Origin of the sequence: Streptomyces sp. HP-A2021 (assembly GCF_022807935.1) — a bacterium.
In the GTDB taxonomy this organism is placed as follows: domain Bacteria; phylum Actinomycetota; class Actinomycetes; order Streptomycetales; family Streptomycetaceae; genus Streptomyces; species Streptomyces afghaniensis.
In genome coordinates this window covers 4,253,820-4,275,886 of the sequence record NZ_CP094344.1, presented here as the reverse complement: position 1 = coordinate 4,275,886, position 22,067 = coordinate 4,253,820, and the positions used below count along the sequence as shown (strand labels likewise).

Annotated in this window: 17 protein-coding genes and 2 pseudogenes; 13 read left to right on the top strand and 6 right to left on the bottom strand. The window is 71.7% G+C overall.

Features of this window, described 5'->3' with window-relative positions:
* Positions 1–59 precede the first annotated feature (59 nt).
* The 5 genes from MQE23_RS19360 to MQE23_RS19340 all read left to right on the top strand — a co-directional run bounded on the left by MQE23_RS19360 (position 60) and on the right by MQE23_RS19340 (position 5,832).
* The gene (locus MQE23_RS19360) at positions 60–329 is read left to right on the top strand and encodes a glutaredoxin family protein (RefSeq protein ID WP_037671606.1); all 270 of its coding nucleotides are present in this window, start codon (positions 60–62) and stop codon (positions 327–329) included.
* Between the two features lie 322 nt (positions 330–651).
* Positions 652–1,416, top strand: coding sequence for a redox-sensing transcriptional repressor Rex (locus MQE23_RS19355; protein WP_020275182.1), 765 nt, complete (start codon positions 652–654; stop codon positions 1,414–1,416).
* Entirely contained in the window at positions 1,413–3,173 is a 1,761-nt protein-coding gene (locus MQE23_RS19350; protein ID WP_243379702.1) for a glutamyl-tRNA reductase, read from the top strand. Before MQE23_RS19355 ends, MQE23_RS19350 begins: the two co-directional genes overlap by 4 nt.
* On the top strand, positions 3,170–4,129 hold the full coding sequence (gene hemC, locus MQE23_RS19345; protein ID WP_243379701.1) for a hydroxymethylbilane synthase: 960 nt from the start codon (positions 3,170–3,172) through the stop codon (positions 4,127–4,129). The genes MQE23_RS19350 and hemC overlap by 4 nt, the downstream gene beginning before the upstream one ends.
* Entirely contained in the window at positions 4,126–5,832 is a 1,707-nt protein-coding gene (locus MQE23_RS19340) for a bifunctional uroporphyrinogen-III C-methyltransferase/uroporphyrinogen-III synthase (protein WP_243379700.1), read from the top strand. The genes hemC and MQE23_RS19340 overlap by 4 nt, the downstream gene beginning before the upstream one ends.
* Before the next feature lie 22 nt (positions 5,833–5,854).
* Here MQE23_RS19340 and MQE23_RS19335 read toward each other — a convergent pair whose 3' ends face one another.
* A complete protein-coding gene (locus tag MQE23_RS19335) occupies positions 5,855–7,243 on the bottom strand; it encodes an FAD-binding oxidoreductase (RefSeq protein WP_243379699.1) in 1,389 nt (462 codons plus the stop codon).
* A gap of 319 nt (positions 7,244–7,562) precedes the next feature.
* Here MQE23_RS19335 and hemB point away from each other — a divergent pair, with 319 nt between their 5' ends.
* On the top strand, positions 7,563–8,561 hold the full coding sequence (hemB, locus tag MQE23_RS19330; RefSeq protein WP_037671594.1) for a porphobilinogen synthase: 999 nt from the start codon (positions 7,563–7,565) through the stop codon (positions 8,559–8,561).
* On the opposite strand, the gene MQE23_RS19325 is transcribed toward hemB, so the two are convergent.
* Complete coding sequence (locus MQE23_RS19325; RefSeq protein WP_243379698.1) at positions 8,555–9,265, bottom strand: DUF4232 domain-containing protein; 711 nt, start codon at positions 9,263–9,265, stop codon at positions 8,555–8,557. The two genes, hemB and MQE23_RS19325, sit on opposite strands and share 7 nt — an antisense overlap.
* 226 nt (positions 9,266–9,491) lie before the next feature.
* On the opposite strand from MQE23_RS19325, the pseudogene MQE23_RS19320 reads away from it, so the two are divergent.
* The 4 genes and pseudogenes from MQE23_RS19320 to MQE23_RS19305 all read left to right on the top strand — a co-directional run bounded on the left by MQE23_RS19320 (position 9,492) and on the right by MQE23_RS19305 (position 14,125).
* Positions 9,492–10,888, top strand: a pseudogene (locus MQE23_RS19320) (helix-turn-helix transcriptional regulator).
* A 103-nt stretch (positions 10,889–10,991) separates the two neighbouring features.
* Positions 10,992–11,894 carry an SAM-dependent methyltransferase gene (locus tag MQE23_RS19315; protein ID WP_020272790.1) on the top strand — a complete coding sequence of 301 codons (903 nt, stop codon included), beginning with the start codon at positions 10,992–10,994 and terminating at the stop codon, positions 11,892–11,894.
* Positions 11,895–11,989: 95 nt separating this feature from the next.
* Positions 11,990–13,213: a PLP-dependent aminotransferase family protein gene (locus MQE23_RS19310; protein ID WP_020272791.1), complete on the top strand. Its 1,224-nt coding sequence runs from the start codon at positions 11,990–11,992 to the stop codon at positions 13,211–13,213.
* Positions 13,214–13,297: 84 nt separating this feature from the next.
* Positions 13,298–14,125: an arylamine N-acetyltransferase gene (locus MQE23_RS19305; protein WP_243379697.1), complete on the top strand. Its 828-nt coding sequence runs from the start codon at positions 13,298–13,300 to the stop codon at positions 14,123–14,125.
* 18 nt (positions 14,126–14,143) lie between these two features.
* Here the strand turns inward: MQE23_RS19305 and MQE23_RS19300 are convergent, their stop codons facing one another.
* Positions 14,144–14,992 carry an XRE family transcriptional regulator gene (locus MQE23_RS19300; RefSeq protein ID WP_020272793.1) on the bottom strand — a complete coding sequence of 283 codons (849 nt, stop codon included), beginning with the start codon at positions 14,990–14,992 and terminating at the stop codon, positions 14,144–14,146.
* Complete coding sequence (locus tag MQE23_RS19295; protein WP_243379696.1) at positions 14,989–15,765, bottom strand: peptidoglycan-binding protein; 777 nt, start codon at positions 15,763–15,765, stop codon at positions 14,989–14,991. Before MQE23_RS19295 ends, MQE23_RS19300 begins: the two co-directional genes overlap by 4 nt.
* Before the next feature lie 304 nt (positions 15,766–16,069).
* On the opposite strand from MQE23_RS19295, the gene MQE23_RS19290 reads away from it, so the two are divergent.
* Positions 16,070–16,513: a peptidoglycan-binding domain-containing protein gene (locus tag MQE23_RS19290; RefSeq protein ID WP_020272795.1), complete on the top strand. Its 444-nt coding sequence runs from the start codon at positions 16,070–16,072 to the stop codon at positions 16,511–16,513.
* 108 nt (positions 16,514–16,621) lie between these two features.
* On the opposite strand, the gene argS is transcribed toward MQE23_RS19290, so the two are convergent.
* Positions 16,622–18,394, bottom strand: coding sequence for an arginine--tRNA ligase (gene argS, locus MQE23_RS19285; protein ID WP_243379695.1), 1,773 nt, complete (start codon positions 18,392–18,394; stop codon positions 16,622–16,624).
* Positions 18,395–18,706: 312 nt separating this feature from the next.
* Between argS and MQE23_RS19280 the strand changes: the two are divergent.
* Positions 18,707–18,907 (top strand): annotated as a pseudogene (locus MQE23_RS19280) (transposase); the annotation flags it as partial.
* 87 nt (positions 18,908–18,994) lie between these two features.
* Complete coding sequence (gene lysS / locus MQE23_RS19275) at positions 18,995–20,740, top strand: lysine--tRNA ligase (protein ID WP_020272797.1); 1,746 nt, start codon at positions 18,995–18,997, stop codon at positions 20,738–20,740.
* Between the two features lie 53 nt (positions 20,741–20,793).
* On the opposite strand, the gene MQE23_RS19270 is transcribed toward lysS, so the two are convergent.
* The gene (locus tag MQE23_RS19270) at positions 20,794–22,056 is read right to left on the bottom strand and encodes a DUF2637 domain-containing protein (protein ID WP_243379694.1); all 1,263 of its coding nucleotides are present in this window, start codon (positions 22,054–22,056) and stop codon (positions 20,794–20,796) included.
* Positions 22,057–22,067: the final 11 nt, after the last annotated feature.

Genomic DNA, 22,067 nt, shown 5'->3' with positions numbered 1-22,067 from the left:
GCGTCGCCGGTGCTTTCGTGAGGGTTCCCCTCGTTCACGGGCGCGCGACAATGGCCGACATGAGTCCCCTCTTTCGTCGCAGGCCCCCTCGGGACCGGCTCGTCACCCTGATCCGCAAACCCGGCTGTCATCTGTGTGATGACGCACAGGTCGTTGTGGAGAAGGTGTGCGGTGATCTGGGAGTCCCCTGGGAGGCGAAGGACATCACCGAGGATCGGGAACTGCACGACCAGTACTGGGAGCAGATCCCGGTCGTGCTGGTGGACGGCAGGCAGCACACGTTCTGGCGCGTCGGCGAGGACCGCCTGCGCAAGGCGCTGACCGACTGATCCCGCTGATCACGCCCGGTCCGGCAACTGACCGAGCAGTCCAAAGAGGCCGTCAGGTCGCTTAGGATCGTCGGTGGCTGGTCTCGGGGGCGGGATACACAGAGGAGAGTGTGCGGTTTTGCCCCCAGAAGCAAAGGAACGGTGGTGCGTATGCGCCGGTTCCCCACGAGTGCGCCGGGGGTGCGTGAGCCCGGTCACGTTGGGCGGGCAAATCGGACACCATCTTTGTGCACGCGTTCACAAAGACATAGCCTGCTTTCGACGGGGCGGTCATGTAGGGACGTATGACCGCCTACAGCCCCGCTCTACCCGCAGGAGCACCGTGGCAACTGGCCGAACTCACCGACCGGCGACCCGCAGCCGAGGGATTCCCGAGGCCACCGTCGCCCGGCTTCCGCTGTACCTCCGCGCTCTGACCGCGCTGTCGGAACGCTCGGTGCCCACGGTCTCCTCCGAGGAGCTCGCGGCCGCTGCCGGGGTCAACTCCGCGAAGCTGCGCAAGGACTTCTCCTACCTCGGCTCCTACGGGACCCGGGGCGTCGGCTACGACGTCGAGTATCTCGTCTACCAGATCTCCCGCGAACTGGGCCTCACCCAGGACTGGCCGGTCGTGATCGTCGGTATCGGTAATCTCGGCGCCGCCCTGGCCAACTACGGCGGGTTCGCCTCCCGCGGCTTCCGGGTCGCCGCGCTCATCGACGCCGACCCGGCCATGGCGGGCAAGCCGGTCGCGGGGATCCCCGTGCAGCACTCCGACGACCTGGAGAAGATCATCCAGGACAACGGCGTGTCGATCGGTGTCATCGCCACTCCCGCCGGTGCCGCCCAGGCGGTCTGCGACCGGCTCGTGGCCGCCGGTGTCACCTCCATCCTGAACTTCGCGCCGACCGTGCTGTCCGTGCCCGACGGCGTCGACGTGCGCAAGGTCGACCTCTCCATCGAGCTGCAGATCCTCGCCTTCCACGAGCAGCGCAAGGCCGGCGAGGAGGCCGCCGCCTCCGACGGCGGCGTCCCGGCCGCCGCCGCGCGCAGCGACTCCGCCGACCAGGGACCCGACGGGGACATGCCCGCCGTGATGCCGGCATGAGCCTCCTCGTCGTCGGACTCAGCCACCGCAGCGCCCCGGTCAGCGTGCTGGAGCGGGCCTCGCTCAACACGGACGCGCAGACCAAGCTGCTCCAGGACACGGTCGCCGCCGAACCGGCCGCCGAGGCCGCGGTGCTCGCCACCTGCAACCGCATCGAGCTCTACGCCGACGTGGACAAGTTCCACGCCGGTGTCGCCGAGCTGTCCACGCTGCTCGCCCAGCACAGCGGGGTCGGCCTGGAGGAACTCACCCCCTATCTCTACGTGCACTACGAGGACCGGGCCGTCCACCATCTGTTCTCGGTGGCCTGCGGCCTGGACTCGATGGTCGTCGGCGAGGGGCAGATCCTCGGCCAGATCAAGGACTCCCTGGCCCGCGCGCAGGAGCTGAACTCCGCGGGCCGGCTGCTGAACGACCTGTTCCAGCAGGCCCTGCGGGTCGGCAAGCGCGCCCACTCCGAGACCGGCATCGACCGGGCCGGCCAGTCCCTGGTCACCTTCGGCCTGGAGCAGCTGGCCGCGGGCGGCGATGTGGAGACCTGGGCCCGGGGCAAGAAGGCCCTGGTCATCGGCGCCGGGTCGATGTCCTCGCTGGCCGCCGCGACGCTCGCGCGGGCCGGGGTCGCCGAGGTCGTCGTCGCCAACCGCACCCTCGACCGCGCCGAGCGCCTCGCCCAGATCCTGACCGAGGGCGACGACACGGACGTGCTGGCCCGTGCGGTCCCGATGGAATCGGTGCCGGTCGAACTGACACGTGCCGACGTCGCCGTCTCCTGCACCGGCGCGACCGGTCTGGTCCTGACGGCCGAGTCGGTCGCCGCCGCGGTGGAGGGCCGTACGACAGCCCCGCCGGCCGCGCCCGACGGCGACGGACCGCCCGCTCCGGGCGGCGGACCGGGCCGGACGGCAGCCACGGGAGCGCAGCGGGGCAACCTGCCGGCCACCGGACTCGGCGGCGAGGACGGCTGTCCGCTGGACCTGCCCGCGGTGCAGGGCACCGCCGGATTCTCCGTGCTGGGCGAGGCGGCCGTGGCCGGTATGGCCGCCGCCGACCTGGAGCAGCACGCGGCGTGGGTGGACAACGGCACGGTGGGCGGCGCCCAGCGCGCGGCCCGGCCGGGGACGGCCGGCCCGCTCGACCCCGCACCGGACGCCGACGCCATCGCGGCCCTCGCCGCGACCGTGGCCACCGTCGGCCGGATCCCCGAGCGGCGCAGGCCCGAGCCGGCCGACGAGCCGCCGCGGCCCGAGCCCGTGCTCTTCCTGCTCGACCTGGCGATGCCGCGCGACATAGACGCGGCCGCACACCGGCTGACCGGGGTGCGGCTGGTGGACATCGAGTCGCTGGCGGAGGCCTCCGCGGGCGCTCCGATGGCTGCCGATGTGGACCAGGTCCGGCGTATCGTCTCCGACGAGGTCGCGGCCTTCGGGGCAGCACTGAAGGCCGCGCACATCACGCCGACCGTGGTCGCCCTGCGCACCATGGCCGCCGATGTCGTGGCCAGCGAGATCGCCCGCCTGGACGGACGGCTTCCCGGCCTCGACGACAAGCACCGCGCGGAGATCACCCAGACCGTGCGGCGCGTGGTGGACAAGCTGCTGCACGCGCCGACCGTACGGGTCAAGCAACTCGCGGCCGAGCCCGGCGGCGCCGGGTACGCGGACGCGCTGCGCACCCTGTTCGACCTCGACCCGGAGACGGTTGCCGCCGTCTCCCGGGCCGAGGACAGCACAGAGAAAGACCGAGGGCCGGCATGAACGACAAGGCGCTGAGGCTCGGCACCCGGCGGAGCAGGCTCGCCATGGCCCAGTCCGGGCAGGTGGCCGAGGCCGTGAGCCGGGTGACCGGGCGGCCCGTGGAGCTCGTCGAGATCACCACGTACGGCGACGTCTCGCGCGAGCAGCTCGCCCAGATCGGCGGCACGGGCGTGTTCGTGACCGCCCTGCGCGACGCGCTGCTCAAGGGCGAGGTCGACTTCGCGGTGCACTCGCTGAAGGACCTGCCGACCACGCAGCCCGACGAGCTGGTGGTGGCCGCCGTGCCGACGCGGGAGGACCCGCGGGACGTGATCGTCGCCCGGGACGCGCTGAAGTTCACCGATCTGCCCAGCGGGGCCCGCATCGGCACCGGTTCGCCGCGCCGCATGGCCCAGCTCAACGCGTACGCGCGCAGCCACGGCCTGGACATAGCGACCGTCCCGATCCGCGGCAACGTCGACACCCGGATCGGATACGTACGCTCCGGTGAGCTCGACGCGGTCGTGCTGGCCGCCGCCGGACTGAACCGGATCGGCCGGGGTGACGAAGTGACCGACTTCCTGTCGGTCGACACGGTTTTGCCCGCCCCCGGCCAGGGGGCCCTGGCGATCGAGTGCACCGCGGGCAACGCGGACCTCGTCGCCGCGCTCGCCGAACTCGACGACCCGTTCACGCGGATCGCCGTGACGGCCGAGCGGTCACTGCTCGCCGCCCTGGAGGCCGGTTGCAGCGCCCCTGTGGGCGCGCTGGCCGACCTTTTGGCCGACGGGCAGATTGTCAAGGAAATGCGCCTGCGCGGCGTCGTCGGCACGACCGACGGCACGCGGATGGTGCAGCTGTCCACCACCGGTCCCGTGCCCGAGACGCACGACCGGGCAACGGCGCTCGGTCGCGAACTCGCGGCCGAGATGCTCGCCCAGGGCGCGGCCGGTCTGATGGGGGAGCGAGCACATTGAGCCCCACCACCCTTTCCGCCGGTCCTGAACACGGGCACGTCACCTTCCTGGGTGCCGGACCCGGAGATCCGGGACTACTGACTCTGCGCGCCGTCGAGGCGCTGGCGAACGCGGACGTCCTCGTCGCCGAGCACGAGGTGCTCGACGTCGTACGTCAGCACGCCAGGCAGGGCGTCTCCGAAGTGAACACGGATTCGGATCCTTCCCAGGATCCGGCTCCGGGCACAGGAACGCCCCAGCTGACGGTTGTTGACGGTACGTCAACCGCCGCAGCCGCCCCCGCGGTGCGGGATGCCGCACATCTTGTCATGGAGGCCGCGCGGGGCGGCAGGCGGGTCGTGCGTGCGGTGTCCGGGGACCCGGGCCTCGACACGTACGCCGCCGAGGAGATGCTGGCGTGCGCCGCCGCCGGGGTGCCCTTCGAGGTGGTCCCCGGTATCGCGAGTGCCGTCGGTGTGCCCGCGTACGCCGGTGTGCCGCTGCGGGACGCGCAGGGTGCGGACGTGCGGTTCGTCGACGCGCGCACGGCGTCGGACCGGTGCTGGACGGAGGTGGGGGCGTCGGACGGCACGGTCGTCGTGTCCACCACGCTGGACTCCGTCGCCGCGGCGGCCGGCGAGCTCGTCTCCGCGGGCCGCAAGCCGGACACCCCGATGACGGTCACCGTCGCCGGTACGACCACCCGGCAGCGCACCTGGACCGCCACGCTCGGCACGATCGCGCAGACGCTGAAGCAAGCCAAGGTGCTGCCCTCGCCCGAGGGCGGCCGGCCGGTGATAGCCGTGGTCGGTGAGCGTTCCGCCGCCGCCCAGCGCGACCAGCTCGCGTGGTTCGAGTCCAAGCCGCTGTTCGGCTGGAAGGTGCTCGTGCCGCGCACCAAGGAGCAGGCGGCGTCGCTCTCCGACCAGCTGCGGTCGTACGGGGCCGTGCCGCACGAGGTGCCGACCATCGCCGTCGAGCCGCCGCGCACGCCCCAGCAGATGGAGCGGGCGGTCAAGGGGCTCGTGACGGGCCGCTACGAGTGGATCGCCTTCACCTCGGTGAACGCGGTCAAGGCCGTGCGGGAGAAGTTCGAGGAGTACGGGCTCGACGCGCGTGCCTTCGCGGGCATCAAGGTCGCGGCCGTGGGCGAGCAGACGGCCAAGGCGCTGATCGCCTTCGGCGTGAAGCCGGACCTGGTGCCGAGCGGCGAGCAGTCGGCCGCCGGGCTGCTGGAGGACTGGCCGCCCTACGACCCGGTCTTCGACCCGATCGACCGGGTGTTCCTGCCGCGTGCCGACATCGCCACGGAGACGCTGGTCGCCGGGCTGATCGAGCTGGGCTGGGAGGTCGACGACGTCACGGCCTACCGGACCGTGCGGGCCTCGCCGCCGCCGGCGGAGACGCGTGAGGCGATCAAGGGCGGTGGCTTCGACGCCGTGCTGTTCACGTCGTCGTCGACCGTGCGGAACCTGGTCGGTATCGCCGGCAAGCCGCACAACGTGACCGTGATCGCGTGTATCGGCCCCGCCACCGCCAAGACGGCCGAGGAGCACGGGCTCCGGGTGGATGTCATGGCTCCGGAGCCGTCCGTGCACAAGCTGGCGGAGGCGCTGGCCGACTTCGGCGCGAAGCGCAGAGCCGCCGCTGTGGAGGCCGGGGATCCGGTGACGCGGCCCAGTGAGCGGCGGCCGGGGGCTCGGCGGCGGCGTTCGACGACGTAGGCGGTTCCAGTGTTCGCTGCGGCTACGCGGGAGTCACCGCGTGGCCGTAGCGGAGCAGGTTGGACGGGTCGTAGGTGGCCTTGTCGTGGCGCAGGCGTTCGTAGACCTCCGGGGTCCAGGCGCGGGCGCGGTCCTGGTCGTCGCCCGGGGTGCCGTGGATGTTGACCATGGTGCGGCCCGTGCCGTAAGGGGCCATGGCCGTGTAGAGCTGCTGCGTCGCTTGCTCGATGGCCTCGGCGGCGGGTGGCGCGGCCATGATGCCGACGGAGTCGATGAAGTACAGGGCGTCGCGGGCGCAGACGGCGTCCTCGACGGGGGACGGGCGGGACATCGCGCCGCCCATGTGGCGTATCTCGACCATCAGCAGCGGGTGGTCGGCGCCGGCCGTGGGGCCGGCCTGGTCCAGGAACGTGCCGATGGCGTCGGGCGTCAGGTCGCGCAGGAGCAGGCAGGACTCCCTTCCGGGGAGCGGGTCCTGCGGTTCCATGTGGATGCGGTCCAGGGCCGCGTGGTCCATCACCTCGACCGTGTCGACGGCCACGGGGGCGGCTGCGCGGAGAGGCGCGATCAGGGCCTCGCCCTCGGCCGGGAGGCCGGGCCAGGCGATCGCCACGCGGGCCCAGAAGCCGCCGCGCAGGGGCTCCGGGATCTGGGGGATGGGCGGCAGACGGAGGATCGTGAACGCGCTGCACATCTGGTCCGGGACGGTGCGGGTCCAGTCCGCCCAGGCCTGGAGCAGGGCCTCGGTGTGCTCGCCCCGGCAGTAGATGCCGCCGCCGTAGATGCGGGGGAGGGGGAGCAGTTCGGTGACCAGTGAGGTGACGACGCCCACGTTGCCCTTGCCGCCGCGCAGGGCCCAGAACAGTTCCGGTTCGTGCTGGGGATCCGTTTCGCGCAGGTGACCGTCCGGGGTGACGACCTGGAAGGAGCGGACCAGGTCGGAGGAATAGCCGTAGGCACGGCCGAGGACGGGGAGGCCGCCGCCGAGGGTGTAGCCGACGACGCCCGCGTCCGTGGAGGTGCCGCTGAGGCCGGCGAGGCCGTGCGGGGCGGCCGCGGCCATGACGTGGCTCCACTTCGCGCCCGCGGCGATGGTGGCCGTGCGGGTGGCGGGATCCACCCGTACGTCGGTCATGCGGGCCGTGTTGATCAACAGGCCCTTCTCGATGGGGAAGTTGGCGCCGTGGCCGGTTGCCTGGACGGCGACGGGGGTGTCGGTGGCTTTCGCCCAGCGCATGGCGGTGACGATGTCGTCGGGGGAGGCCGCTCCGATGACCACGTCGGGGGTGTGGAGGGCGGCCAGGTTGAAGCCGGTGACCTCGTCGGCGTAGGCGGGGTCGCCGGGGCGCAGGACCGGGCCGTGGATTTCCGAGAGGGCGAAGAGGTCGGGCGTGTCGTGGCGGGCGGTCATCGCGTCCTCCGTGGGGGGCGTACGGAGGGACGGCGGCGGCGGGGGTGGTGTCGGCCGTCGGGGTCCTTGTCCTTAGGTGTTGTTTTCAGGATGGACCTGGGGGGTGGTGGGCGCATTGCGGGGCTGTGGGGTGCTCGGCGTGGGTGCTGGGGCCGGGTGGGTGCGCAACTCGGCGCGACGAGGTGCCGCTGCGCCCACCCGTGCCGCCCTGGGGGTACCTCCCCGGCCCTTAAGGCACTGGGGGAGGCACGCATGCCCGCAGCTGGGTCCGACAGTGCGTCGGCATCGGGGGGTATAGGGCGGGCGTAGCGTAGGTGGCATGACGACGTACGGATCTTTTCCCGGTACGCGGCCGCGGCGTTTGCGGAGCACTCCCGTCATGCGTCGGATGGTCGCCGAGACCCGGTTGCACCCTGCCGATCTCATTCTTCCGGCCTTCGTACGGGAGGGCGTCAGCGAGCCGGTGCCGATCGCGGCCATGCCGGGGGTCGTGCAGCACACCCGGGACACCCTGAAGAAGGCCGCCGCCGAGGCCGTCGCGGCGGGGGTCTCCGGGATCATGCTGTTCGGCGTGCCGGAGGAGTCGAAGAAGGACGCCCTGGGGACGCCGGGCACCGACCCGGACGGGATTCTCCAGGTCGCCATCCGGGACGTGCGGGCCGAGGTCGGTGACGATCTTCTCGTCATGTCCGACCTGTGTCTCGACGAGACCACCGATCACGGGCACTGCGGGGTGCTCGACGCCCAGGGGCGGGTCGACAACGACGCGACCCTGGAGCGGTACGCCGAGATGGCCCAGGTGCAGGCCGATGCCGGCGCCCATGTGGTCGGGCCCAGCGGGATGATGGACGGGCAGATCGGCGTCGTCCGTGACGCCCTCGACCAGATCGGGCGGGAGGACGTCGCCATCCTCGCCTACACCGTGAAGTACGCCTCCGCGTTCTACGGGCCGTTCCGGGAGGCCGTCGGCTCGTCCCTGCAGGGCGACCGGAAGACCTATCAGCAGGATCCGGCGAACGCGCGTGAGTCCCTGCGGGAACTCGCCCTCGATCTCGAGGAGGGCGCCGACATGGTCATGGTCAAGCCCGCCGGGCCGTACCTGGACATCCTCGCCCGGGTCGCGGACGCCGTGGACGTGCCCGTCGCCGCCTACCAGATCTCCGGCGAGTACTCGATGATCGAGGCCGCCGCCGAGAAGGGCTGGATCGACCGGGATCGCGCGATCATGGAGGCCCTGACGGGTATCCGGCGGGCCGGCGCCCGGAACATCCTCACCTACTGGGCCACCGAAGTGGCCCAGCGGCTCAAGGATCAGTAGGACAGGGCCTGCTCCATGTCCCGCAGCCAGTACGTGGCGGACAGCGAGCTGTCGTAGTACACGCCCTCGGCGGGCAGCTGCGGGATCGCCGAGGGGCCGCCGCTGCTGTTCGGCGTGGGGCCCTGGAAGCCGACCGTGAGCTTGCGGCCGGTGGTGCCGCCGGTGCCGCTGCCGTCGGCCGCCGACAGCAGGACACCCGCGTAGCCGGACTCGCCGGGGGCCAGGGTGGTCACCGCCTGCGGCTTGGAGTCCTCGATCGGCTGCGGGGCCCACTGCATCTCGTCGAAGCGCAGCACCGGGTAGTAGGTGAGGTCGCACATCTTCGAGCCGGTGTTCTTGACCGTGATCAGCATGTGGTTGACGGGGCGGCGGACCTGCTTGGCCGTGACGGTGGTGTTGGTGCCGTTGCAGGAGATCCGCGCGGCGGGGGCGGGGGCCGACCCGGGCTTCGTGCCCTTCGCGTTCGTGCCCTTCGTGTTCCCGGGCTTCGACGCCTTCGCGGCCTTCGTGGCCTTCGCGATCGTGGCCGTGTCGGCAGCCGTGTTGTCCGCCTTGCCGGAGGCCGCGTCGGTGGGCGCGGTGTTCGCCGTCGCCGTCAGCTGCGGCTTGGCTGCGCCCTCGTCCTGCGTGCCCGTGCCGTCCTGGCACGCCGTGAGGGCGAGGGCGGCGAGGAGGGCGGCGGGGAGAGCGTGGTACTTGCGCATGGTGGTTCCCTTTCGGACAAACGTTGTCGGCAAGAAGGCCTGAGCGAGCCGCTCTACCGGTCGGCTGGGAGCGGCGTGCTTGGATGACCAGAGCTTGTGCGGTGACCCGTCCCAGCCGCCACAGTCGGCGGGCGATCAGGGACGCTGGAACGCCCGCACCGGCCTTGACCAGGGGAAACGACCCTCCCCTGGAACGGGGGAACGGGACATGGGGGATGGAGGAACGGTGTCGGAGGGCACGGCCGCGGCGGACTTCGCCGCGTTGCTGGGGGAGTTGAAGGAGCGGTCCGGGCTGAGCTACGGGGTGCTCGCCAAGCGGCTCCACATGAGTACGTCGACGCTGCACCGGTACTGCAACGGGGATGCCGTACCCACCGACTACGCGCCTGTGGAGAGGCTCGCCCGGCTGTGCAAGGCGTCGCCGCAGGAGCTTGTCGAGCTGCATCGGCGGTGGGTGCTGGCGGATGCCGGCCGAGGGCGTAAAGGGACTGGCGCCCCTCCGGCCGAGCGCGTTGTCGAGGAGCCGGGCGGTGGCATTGCGGAGGAGCCGGGCGAGCGCGTTGCCGAGGAGCCGGGCGAGCGCGTCACCGAGGATCGGGCCGGGGCTTCGGAGGAGCCGGGCGACGTTGTGTCAGGGGTGCCGGTGGACCGCCGGCCGCGTCGTCCACGCCACCCCCGTCCCGCCCTGCTCGCCGCTGCCGTCGTCGCCGTCGTCCTGAGTGGGGTCGGGCTCGCCGTGGCCCTGCCCTCCGGCAGGGAGGACGACGACGGGCGTCGTGGCTCGGTGGCGGTCTCCGACGGGCACCGGCAGCAGCCGGACGGCGGCCCGGCCGCATCGGTGTCGCCCTCTGGCAGTCCCTCCTCCGGCAGCGGCGGGAAGAAGGGCGGCGGAAGGGACGCCGCCTCCGCCACGCCGACCTCGTCCGCCTCCGCCTCCGCCACCGGTAGTGGTAGCGGTAGCGGTGCCGGGGCCGAGCGCCCGAGGGGGCGGGACGCCACCGCCCCCTCGGGCGCCGCCCCCTCAACGTGCGCACCGACCCGCACGCCTGGGAGAGCCCCTGCTCCCAGCGCTACCTGGTGAACCGGCCGCCGGGGCGCGTGGGGCCGCCGCCGCCGGAGCAGGACGCGCCCGCCTGGGTGGGGGCGATGGGTGCCGTGCCGTCGGGGGAGCAGTATCTGAAGGTCACCGTGCAGGGCACCGGGAAGGAGACGGTGGTCGTCGACCGGCTGACGGTCCGGATGGCCGCCAAGCGTGCGCCGCTCGCGTGGAACGACTACGCCATGGGCTATCCGGGCGTCGGCTGCGGCGGCAACGTGCCGACCCGTTCCTTCACGGTCGCTCTCGACGCCGCGCGTCCCGCCGTCGTCCCGGAGGCGGGGCACGACGACTTCCCGTTCAAGGTGAGCGAGTCCGACCCGGAGGTCTACTACATCCGGGCCGACGCCTCCGCGTACGACGTCAGCTGGTACCTGGAGCTGAGATGGTCCAGCGGTGGCCGGAGCGGCACGCTGGCGGTGGACGACCGGGGCCGGCCCTTCCGCACGAGCGGCAACAACGGGCGCCCGGCGTACGAGTTCCCGCTGGGCGGCGACAAGTGGGTCCCGGCCGGAACCACCGACTGACTCGGTGGAACGCGCACGGGCACCATCAAATCGCTTGAACCGTTAGGTTGTTGACCGTCGAAGTGGTTGCTGATTGAACCACCTACTCTTCAGGGAGACGTCCATGACCGGTGACGCCCTCAGCCACGATCCCGCCGAGCTGCAGAGGAGGATCGACAGCAGCAAGGCGCACCCGGCCCGGGTCTACGACGTCTTCCTCGGCGGCAAGGACCACTACCCGGCCGACCGGGACGCGGCCGCCGCCGCGCTCGCCGCCAACCCGCGCGGGTACCTCGACGTACGGCACAACCGAGACTTCCTGCGCCGCGCCGTGACCACGCTGGTGGAGCAGGACGGCATCCGGCAGTTCCTCGACATCGGCACGGGACTGCCGACCGCCGAGAACGTGCACCAGATCGCGCAGCGCATCGCGCCCGACTCGCGGGTCGTGTACGTCGACAACGACCCGGTGGTACTCGCGCACGCGCGGGCCCTGCTGACGAGCGGTCCCGAGGGGCGTACGGACTACATCGACGCCGATCTGCGGGATCCGGCCCGCATCCTGGAACAGGCCGCCAAAACCCTGGACTTCGACCGGCCGGTCGCGCTCTGCCTGGTCGCCATCCTGCACTTCGTCGCGGACGAGGAGGCCTATCCGCTGGTGCGCGAGCTGATCGACGCACTGCCCGTCGGCAGCCGGCTGGTGCTCAGCCACCTCACCGAGGACCTCAACCCCGAGAACATCCGCGCGGTTCAGCGGACGTACACCGAGCGGGGGTTCACCTTCGTGCTGCGGTCCCGGGCGGAGGTCGAGCGGTTCTTCACGGAGAACTCCCTGGAGATCGCCGACCCGGGGGTCGTCCCGGCGCACCGCTGGCGGCCCGATGGCGCGGCTCCCGTCCCCGAGCAGCCGGAGGAGTCGTACCTCGCCGGTCTCGACGACATCGAGAAGGTCCGCTACCGCGACATCAACGACGTCACGGACGCGGACATCAACGTGTACGCGGGGCTGGCCGCCAAGGGCTGAGCAGGGCGTCCGGATCGCGGAAAGGTGCTTGTAGGCGGCATGCACTTCTCTAGGCTGCGGCGGACAACTCGTCACCGCAGTCGAAGGAGCCGTGTATGACCGTCACCGAGCCCGCGCCCGCCCACTCTCCCGTGCCGCCGCTCGCCGCGCGGGCGCGGTCGGTCGGCGGTTCTCCCGTGCGGGACATCCTCGCCGTGACCGCCCGTCCCGAGGTGATCAACTTCGCGGGCGGGCTGCCGGCGCCGGAGCTGTTCGACGCGGCGGGCATCGCGGCCGCGTACCGGGCCGTGCTCGCCGAGGAACCCGCGCGGGCGCTGCAGTACTCCACGACCGAGGGCGAGCCCACGCTGCGGGCCGCGCTCGCCGGCCGCACCACGGTCCGCGGGCTGCCGACCGGTCCCGACGACCTGCTCGTCACCACCGGCTCCCAGCAGGCCCTCTCGCTCCTCGCCACCGCGCTGCTCGAACCCGGGGACACCGTCCTCGTCGAGAACCCCTGCTATCTGGCGGCCCTTCAGGCGTTCGGCTTCGCCGGAGCACGGGTCGTGCCCGTGCCCGGTGACGAGCACGGTGTCGATCCCGAGGCGCTGGAGGAGCTCGTGGTGCGCGAGCGGCCCAAGCTGCTCTACACCGTGCCCACCTTCCAGAACCCCACCGGCCGCACGCTGCCCGCCGAGCGGCGCGCCGCCGTGGCCGCGGTCGCCGCCCGCCGCGGGCTGTGGATCATAGAGGACGACCCCTACGGGGAGTTGCGGTACGACGGTGAACGCGTGCCCTGGATCGCCTCCCTCCCGGGCGCCGAGGACCGTACGGTCCTGCTCGGCAGCTTCTCCAAGGTGATGGCGCCCGGTCTGCGGCTGGGCTGGCTGCGCGCGCCCGATGAGCTGCGGCGCGCCTGTGCCGTCGCCAAGCAGGCCGCCGACCTGCACACGCCGACCGTCAACCAGCTCGCCGCGGCCCGGTACCTCGCCGACCACGACCTGGACGCCCACGTCACGCGCGTCGCCGGCGTGTACCGCGAACGCCGGGACGCCATGCTCGCGGCGCTGCCCGGCGCGCTGCCCGAGGGGTCGGTCTGGACCCGGCCCGAGGGCGGCATGTTCCTCTGGGCGCGCCTGCCGGAGCCGTACGACACCACGGCCCTGCTGCCGCAGGTGGTGCGGCACGACGTGGCGTACGTCCCCGGCGCTCCCTTCTACGCCGGCCCGCCCGACCGTACGACCCTGCGGCTGTGCTTCGTGACGCAGACGCCCGAGGAGATCGAGGAAGGGCTGCGGCGGCTGGGCAAGGGGCTTCGGGCCGGTACGCCGGGGGCCTAGGACGGGCCCTAGGACCAACGGGGGAGCGGCGTTTCCGGCTGTGGACCGCGGACAGGGTGGGCCGGGTGTGATTACGGTGCCGTCATGCTCGATTCCATACCGTTCGACCTCGACGTGTACCTCCGGCGGATCGGGTGGGAGGGGGAACGGCGGGCCGACCCGGCCACGCTGCGCGGTGTGCATCTGGCGCACATGCGGGCCATCCCGTTCGAGAACCTCGACGCGCTGCGCGGCGGGGCTCCCTCCCTCGATCCGGCCGACCTGACGGCGAAGCTGGTCCACAGCCGGCGCGGCGGCTACTGCTACGAGCACAACACGCTGTTCGCCCGCGCGCTGGAGGCGCTGGGCTTCCGGGTGACCCTGCTGGCCGCGCGGGTGGTCGTCGGCGCCGACAGCATCGCGAGCCGGCCGCGCACCCACATGGCGTTGCTGGCCGAGGTCCCCGGCGAACCGCGGCCGTACCTCGCGGACGTCGGCTTCGGAGCGATCGGCGCGCTGCTGGAGCCGGTGCCCCTGGTCGCGGACGTGGAGTTCGCCGGGGCCGGGCGGCGGCACCGCCTGGTGCACGTGCCGCACGACGGACCGCTGGAGATGTGGCTGCTCCAGGCCCACGACCCCGGGAAGGACGACTGGAGCGGCCAGTACGCCTTCACCCTGGAGCCCTTCGAGAAGCCCGACTTCGACGTCATCAACTGGCACATCGCGACCAACCCGCGCTCGCCCTTCAGCCGGCGCCTCTACGTCCAGCACCTCGGCGCCACCCGACACCTCCTGCTCGACGGCCGGCTTCTCACCGAGACCCGCTCCGACGGCACGGTCACCGAGCGGGAGGTGACCGGTGAAGCGGAGGCGCGGCGGCTCCTGGAGGAGGAGTTCGGCATCACCGCGCCGGAGGAGATGACGCTGCTTTAGAGGACACCGGGCTTCTTCCTACTGTTCCACGCGGGCGTCGAAGCACTCGCTGCTGCCTCCCGTCACCGGACGGAAGCAGGCCCGCACGGTCGCGCCGGGGAGGGCTTCGGTCATGGGTGTGTAGACGTAGGACTGGGCGGCGAGGCCGTCCGTGATCTCGGCGGCGTGCGGACGGCGGCCTCCGTCGGTCCTGTTCAGCTCCAGCCGGTCGCCGATCCGCGTGCTCCACATCCGGGCCCAGCCGGCCGCGCACTTGTCGCTGTAGCGCAGTTCGAGCTGGGCTCCGGTGGACGTGCGGTGCGAGGCGAGGGTGAGCGGGGCCGTGCCGCATCTCATGTGCATGGGGCTCTTGCCCTCGCAGGTGGCTCCACGGCAGCGGGGTGCCGGGGCGGACGGGGGTGGCGGGGACGGCAGGGACGGCCGGGGGTCGCCGGACTGGCCCGCGAGGAGGACCAGGGCCACGGACAGGCCGCCGGCCGCTGTCGCGCACACCGACGCGAGGACGGCCAGGACCGCGCCCCTGCCGCCGGCGGCAGGCTTCGAGACGTCCGCCTCCGGGGGCGAGGGCGGGTCTGTGGGCGCGCTCGGTGTCGACGGTGCGGCCCGGCCGCTCCACTCCGACTCCGCCAGTTCCCACAGCGCGAGACACCGGCCCTCCGGTTCGCCCGCGAGCCGGCACAGCTCCTGCACCGCCTCGCGCGGCGGAAGCGTCCTGCCGTTGAGGTAGCGCTCCCAGGACGACTTGCTGAACGTGGTCTTCGCCGCGAGGGCCGCCAGGCTCAGGCCCGTGCCCGCCCTCAGCTCCCGCAGCGCGGAGGCGAGCCGGGCGCGTTCGGGCGGCAGCGGGCCGGGCGGGGTCCGCGTCATTCCCGCAGGGCCTTCCAGGTGTGCGGGCCGATGATGCCGTCCACGACCAGGTGCGCCCTCTTCTGCAGGTCCCTGACCGCACGTTTCGTGTGCGGGCCGAAGATGCCGTCCACGGCGCCCGGTGAGAGGCCCGCCTCGCGCAGCAGACACTGTGCCTCGGCCACCTCCGGTCCGGCGTGCCCCTCGGCCAGGACGGCCTTCATGGTGCGGCTGTTGCCCGCGTACCAGCGGCCCTCGATCCGCTCCGCCCGGCAGGTGTACCGGGGCCGGTCCGACTCCTCGGGCGACCCCGCTGCCGTCGTGGCGGTGGCGGTGAGGCCGGCCGCCGCCGCTCTGCCCTCGCCGTCCGTGAGCCGTACGGCCAGCAGGACCGAGGCGGCCACGGCCAGTACCAGGGCCACCGATCCGGCTGTGAGCGTGATGCGCAGCGCCCGGCCGTGGGGGCGGGGTGCGCCGGGTCCCGGCTCGGTTCCGGGCCCGGTTCCGGGCTGTGCCGGGTCCGCCCCCTTGCCCCACGCCTCGGTGGCGACCTCGTGCAGGGCGAGGAGGCGGGTCGGGTCGTCACCGCCGAGGCGGGCCATCGCCTCGACGGCCTCCCTGGGCGGAAGCGACCTGCCGGCCAGGTAGCGCTCCCAGGACGACGTGCTGTACCCCGTCTTGGCCGCGAGCTGGCGCAGGCTCAGTCCGCTGTGGTCCTTCACCCGGCGTAAGCGCACCACCAACTGCCGTACGCACGGGTCGAGTTCTTCGGGCAGCCCTTTCCAACGCGACATGTTCCCCCCACTCGCGTTCGTGGACCGTGGTCAGCGGTCCCGTCAACGCCGCATTCTGCATCAGCATCCACGCGGTGCCCCATACATCGGTTCCGTTCTCCCCGCCGCCCCCTACCGATTCGGCCACACCTCGCCGCGACCGTCCCGCCACGTCGTCCCGGCGTACGGCGTCACCGCAGGTCAGCGCGTGGGACGTCCCGTCAGGACGTCACTTCCGCGGCGACTGTGGCGGCTCCGGGTCCCCGGGCCGCAGTCTCGTTGCCACGCAGCACCCAGAGCACTCGCAACCATCGGAGGGGAACTCATGCGAGCACTCACGAAGACACTCGTCTGTGCCACCACCGCCATCGGGATCGCCGTCGGGGGCCTGGCCACCGCCGGTCCCGGTGTCGCGGCGGAGACGCGGCCGGCGGCCGGCGCCGAGGTCAGCCCGCTCGCGGTCGTCAACCTCGGTCTGACGTCCGGTGAGGCCAAGAAGGTCCAGCGCGTCCTGAAGGAGCACTGGCAGTACAAGGGCAAGATCGACGGGCAGCTCGGCACCGAGAGCTGGAAGGCGTTGCAGCGCTTCCTCAAGAAGAACTACGCCTACAAGGACAAGATCGACGGGAAGGTCGGCCCGAACACGGTGAAGGCGCTGCAGCGCTGGCTGAAGGCCAAGTGGGGGTACAAGGGCAAGATCGACGGCGACCCCGGGTCGGGTACCCGGGCCGCGTTCAAGCGCATGGCGAACGCCTGCCCCAACTGCTGACCCCGGCCCCGGCCGGCTCCGTCAACTGACTGCGGCCCGTCCTCCCAGCGGGGGAGAGGACGGGCCGCACCCGTATGCGGAGGGCTGGGCCGCACCCGTACGCGGGCGTCAGAGCCGCTCGGGCGTCCGGATGCCCAGCAGGGCCATGCCCTGGTGGAGCGTGCGGGCCGTGATGTCGCAGAGGAACAGGCGGTTCTCGATCTGCTCCGGCGACTCGGCCTTCAGGACCGGGCACTTGTCGTAGAACGTCGTGTACAGCGACGCCAGCTGGTACAGGTACGCCGTCAGCTTGTGCGGGGCGAACTCCGCCGCCGCCTCCGCCACCGTCGCCGCGAACGAGTCGGCGTGCAGACCCAGCGCACGCTCCGCCTCGTGCAGGTCCAGCTCCGGGTGCGCCACCGGCCGGGCCTCGCCGGCCTTGCGCAGGATCGACCGGATCCGGGCGTAGGCGTACTGGAGATAGACGGACGTGTCGCCGTTCAGCGAGACCATCTGGTCCAGGTCGAACTTGTAGTCGCGGTTCGCCGACGTCGACAGGTCCGCGTACTTCACCGCGCCGATGCCGACCTGCGTGCCCCGCTCGGCGATCTCCTCCTCGGAGAGGTCCTGCGCCTTCTCCCGGACCACCGCCGAGGCACGGTCGATCGCCTCGTCCAGCAGGTCCACCAGCCGGACCGTCTCGCCCTCACGGGTCTTGAACGGCTTGCCGTCCTTGCCGAGGACCGTGCCGAAGGCGAGCTGCACCGCGTGCACGTCCTCGTTCAGCCAGCCCGCCCGGCGGGCCGTCTCGAAGACCATCTTGAAGTGCAGCGACTGGCGGGCGTCCACGACGTAGAGGAGCGTGTTGGCCTTGATGTTGAAGACGCGGTCGCGGATCGCGGAGAGGTCGGTCGCCGCGTAGCCGTAGCCGCCGTCCGACTTCTGCACGATCAGCGGGACCGGGTTGCCGTCCGGGCCCTTGATGTCGTCGAAGAAGACACAGAGCGCGCCCTCGGAGCGGACCGCGACGCCCGACTCCTCCAGCAGGCGGCAGGTCTCCGCGAGCATGTCGTTGTAGCCGGACTCGCCGACGATGTCCGGGTCCCGGATCTCCATGTCCAGCTTCTCGAAGACGGAGAAGAAGTAGATCTTCGACTCGTCCACGAACTTCTGCCACATGGCGAGCGTCTGCGGATCGCCCGCCTGGAGGTCCACCACCCGGCGCCGGGCCCGCGTCTTGAACTCCTCGTCGGAGTCGAAGAACTTGCGCGCGGCCTTGTAGAGGCGGTCCAGGTTCGACATCGCCTGCTCGCCGGAGGCCTGGAGGTCTTCGCCGTCGTGGTGGTCCAGCTCGTGCGGGTGCTCCTCCAGGTACTGGATGAGCATGCCGAACTGGGTGCCCCAGTCGCCGATGTGGTGACGCCGGACCACGCTCTCGCCGGTGAACTCCAGCAGCTGCGCCACCGAGTCGCCGATCACCGCGGAGCGCAGGTGACCGACGTGCATCTCCTTCGCCACGTTCGGCTGGGCGTAGTCGATGACCGTGGTGCCCGGGTGCTCGGTGTGCGGCACGCCGAGGCGGCCGGTGTCGTCCGCGTAGCGCGCGGCGAGGTTCTGGGTGATCGCCCGGTCGGTGATCGTGATGTTCAGGAAGCCGGGGCCGGAGACCTCGACGTCCTTGATCACGTCACCCGACTCGACCCGGGAGACGACCTGCGTCGCCAGCTCCCGCGGGTTCGCCTTCTCCTTCTTCGCGAGGGCCAGGATCCCGTTGGCCTGGAAGTCGGCCCGGTCGCTTCGTCGCAGCAGCGGGTCCGCGGAGCCGGCCTGCGGCAGAGCCGCCGACAGGGCCGCCGCGAGGCGCTGGTGGACGGAGTCGCTGAGGGACGTGACCGAGGCCATAGGAAAGGGTGCCGTTCTCCTCGAGGGAATGGATAGACACGGCCAGTATCCCATGGGGGGTTGTGCTGCTGCCGCTTGATTGAAAGCGAGCGTACTGGGGCGAGTGTGAGTGAGCAGCGGTCTGCAGTGGGGTGCGCTCGGGGGCGTGGCTCGTTGGGTCGGTGTCGGGTCTTCGGTGCCAGGCGTGGGGGGTGAGCGGGGTGGGTGGGCTGCGCGAGGTCGGCTCCTTCCTCGGCTCACTGGCGTCGTGGGATCTTTCGGTGCGCTCGCGGCAGGGTGTGCCGCATGATGCGGGTGCGTGGGCGGTACGCGCATCGGACCGTCCAGGCCGGACCGGAGACCCCGGGGCGTGAGGGACCCCGCCCCCGCAATCCCGGACCACGCATCAGATGCGTGCCGCCCGGACGCGGAGCGAAAGCGGGCGACCAGCGTGCCCAACACCGCTCGGAGCACGCGGCTGAGCACGAGCCCTGGCAACAGGACTCACTCCCGCTCAGTCCTCAGGACCGGTAAAGCCGTTTTTCCGGGCGCGAGGAGGTCTGGGACAATGGTGCGGTCAGCCGTGCGACCGTACCGGCTGCCCGATGCAGAAAGAAGGACGTGCCGATCGTGGCTCAGAGCACCGAGACCACCGACTGGGTCTCCCGTTTCGCGGATGAGGTCATCGAGGAGTCGGAGCGTCGGGCCCCGGGCAAACCCGTCGTCGTCGCGTCCGGCCTCTCACCGTCGGGCCCCATCCACCTCGGCAACCTGCGCGAGGTCATGACCCCGCACCTCGTCGCCGACGAGATCCGCCGCCGGGGGTACCAGGTGCGGCACCTGATCTCCTGGGACGACTACGACCGGTACCGCAAGGTGCCCCAGGGCATCGCCGGCGTCGACGAGTCGTGGGCCGAGCACATCGGCAAGCCGCTGACGTCCGTCCCGGCGCCGAAGGGCTCCTCCCACCCCAACTGGGCCGAGCACTTCAAGGCCGCGATGGTCGAGTCGCTGGCCGAGCTGGGCGTGGAGTTCGACGGCATCAGCCAGACCGCGCAGTACACCTCAGGGGTGTACCGCGAGCAGATCCTGCACGCCATCAAGCACCGCGGCGACATCGACGCGATCCTCGCCCAGTACCGGACGAAGAAGGCCCCGGCCAAGAAGCAGCAGGGGCAGAAGCCGGTCGACGAGGCCGAGCTGGAGGCCGCCGAGGGCTCCGGCGCGGCCGCCGAGGACGACGGCAGCTCCGGCTCCGCCGGGTACTTCCCGTACAAGCCGTACTGCGGCAACTGCGAGAAGGACCTCACCACCGTCACCTCCTACGACGACGACTCCACCGAGCTGACCTACGCCTGCACCGCCTGCGGCTTCTCGGAGACGGTCCGGCTCAGCGAGTTCAACCGCGGCAAGCTGGTCTGGAAGGTCGACTGGCCGATGCGGTGGGCGTACGAAGGGGTCGTGTTCGAGCCGAGCGGCGTCGACCACACGTCGCCCGGGTCGTCGTTCCAGGTCGGCGGGCAGATCGTCGGGATCTTCGGCGGCAAGCAGCCGATCGGGCCGATGTACGCGTTCGTCGGGATCTCCGGCATGGCGAAGATGTCCTCCTCGAAGGGCGGCGTGCCCACCCCGGCCGACGCCCTGCAGATCATGGAGCCGCAGCTGCTGCGCTGGCTGTACGCCCGGCGCAGGCCCAACCAGTCCTTCAAGGTCGCCTTCGACCAGGAGATCCAGCGGCTGTACGACGAGTGGGACCGGCTCGACGCCAAGGTCGCCGACGGCAGCGCCCTGCCGGCCGACGTCGCCGCGCACTCGCGTGCGGTGCGCACGGCCGCCGGTGAGCTGCCGCGGACGGCCCGGCCGCTGCCGTACCGGACGCTGGCGTCCGTCGCGGACATCACCGCCGGGCACGAGGACCAGGCGCTGCGGATCCTCAGCGAGCTGGACCCGGAGCAGCCGCTGACCTCGCTCGACGAGGCCCGGCCGCGGTACGACAAGGCCGAGGCCTGGATCAACACGCACGTGCCGGCCGAGCAGCGGACGATCGTGCGGGACGAGCCGGACGCGGAGCTGCTGAAGTCGTTGGACGAGGCGTCCCAGCAGTCACTGCGGCTCCTGCTCGACGGGCTGGCCGACCACTGGTCGCTCGACGGGCTGACTCACCTGGTGTACGGCGTGCCCAAGGTGCAGGCCGGGTTCTCGGCCGACGCCACGCCGAAGGAGCTGCCGCCGGAGATCAAGACCGCGCAGCGGTCCTTCTTCGCCCTGCTGTACCACCTGCTGGTGGGGCGGGACACGGGACCGCGGCTGCCCACCCTGTTGCTGGCGGTGGGGCAGGAGCGGGTCCGGGCTCTGCTCGGGGAGTAGTCGCCGGTGTTGAAGGAAGGGGCCCTGTTCGCAGGGCCCCTTCCTTCATGCCGTCATGCGATGTGGTCCTCTTCCAGTTCCGCCGTGTGGCGCTTCTGGAAGCGTTCCGCCAGGGTCTTCAGGGCGCTGGGACTCAGCGTCGTCCCGTAGGTCGCCTGGATGTTGTCGCCGAGGGCGCGGGGCGTGGGGTAGCTGCCGTCGATCGACTGACGGAACACCTGGTAGTACGACTCCTCGTCCGGCTCGGGAGCGGGCGGGGTGCCGCCGCCGTCGCCCAGTTCCCGGGTGCGGCCCGGGCCCACCGGGATGGGGAAGCTGCCGGTGTCCTCCGGGGTGGGTTCCTGCTCGTACTGGGTCTGGTACTGCTCGGCTTCTTGTTGTTCCGCGATCCACTGGGCGTACTGCTCCGCGGGATCGTAGTCGGGGTCGTAGCCGCCCTGGTACTCGACCTCGCGGGGGGTGTTGAACCAGGGGCTCTGGTCCGGCTCCGGGGTGTTGTCCGGTTGCTCGGCGTCCTGGTTGCTCTCGAGTTGGGGGCGCTGCTCGCTGGGAGGTGCCGCTCTCTGTGGGACGGGTGCCGGCCCAGCGGCACGACTGCCCGCAGCCATGCCTGTGTCCAGTTGCGGCTGCGGCGGCGGGGGGATCAAGGCAGGCTCTATGCCTGCCGCTGCCAAGCCCGCCGGGGCCGTTTCCGCCAGAGGGACGCCGTAGCGGGCCAGGCGCAGGGGCATCAGGGACTCCACCGGGGCCTTCCTGCGCCACGCCCGGCCGAAGCGGGAACGCAGCCGGGCCTGGTAGACGAGACGTTCCTGCTCCAGCTTGATGACCTGGTCGTAGGAGCGGAGCTCCCAGAGCTTCATGCGGCGCCACAGGAGGAACGTCGGGACGGGGGAGAGCAGCCAGCGGGTGAGGCGGACGCCCTCCATGTGCTTGTCCGCCGTGATGTCGGCGATCCGGCCGATCGCGTGCCGGGCCGCCTCCACCGCGACCACGAACAGGATCGGGATCACCGCGTGCATGCCGACACCGAGCGGATCCGGCCAGGCGGCCGCGCCGTTGAAGGCGATCGTCGCCGCCGTCAGCAGCCAGGCCGTCTGGCGCAGCAGCGGGAAGGGGATCCTGATCCAGGTGAGGAGCAGGTCCAGGGCCAGCAGGACGCAGATGCCCGCGTCGATGCCGATCGGGAAGACGTAGGAGAAGTTCCCGAAGCCCTTTTTCAGGGCCAACTCGCGGACCGCCGCGTACGAACCGGCGAAGCCGATGCCGGCGATGATCACGGCGCCGGCCACGACCACACCGATGAGAACGCGGTGCATCCGAGTCAGCT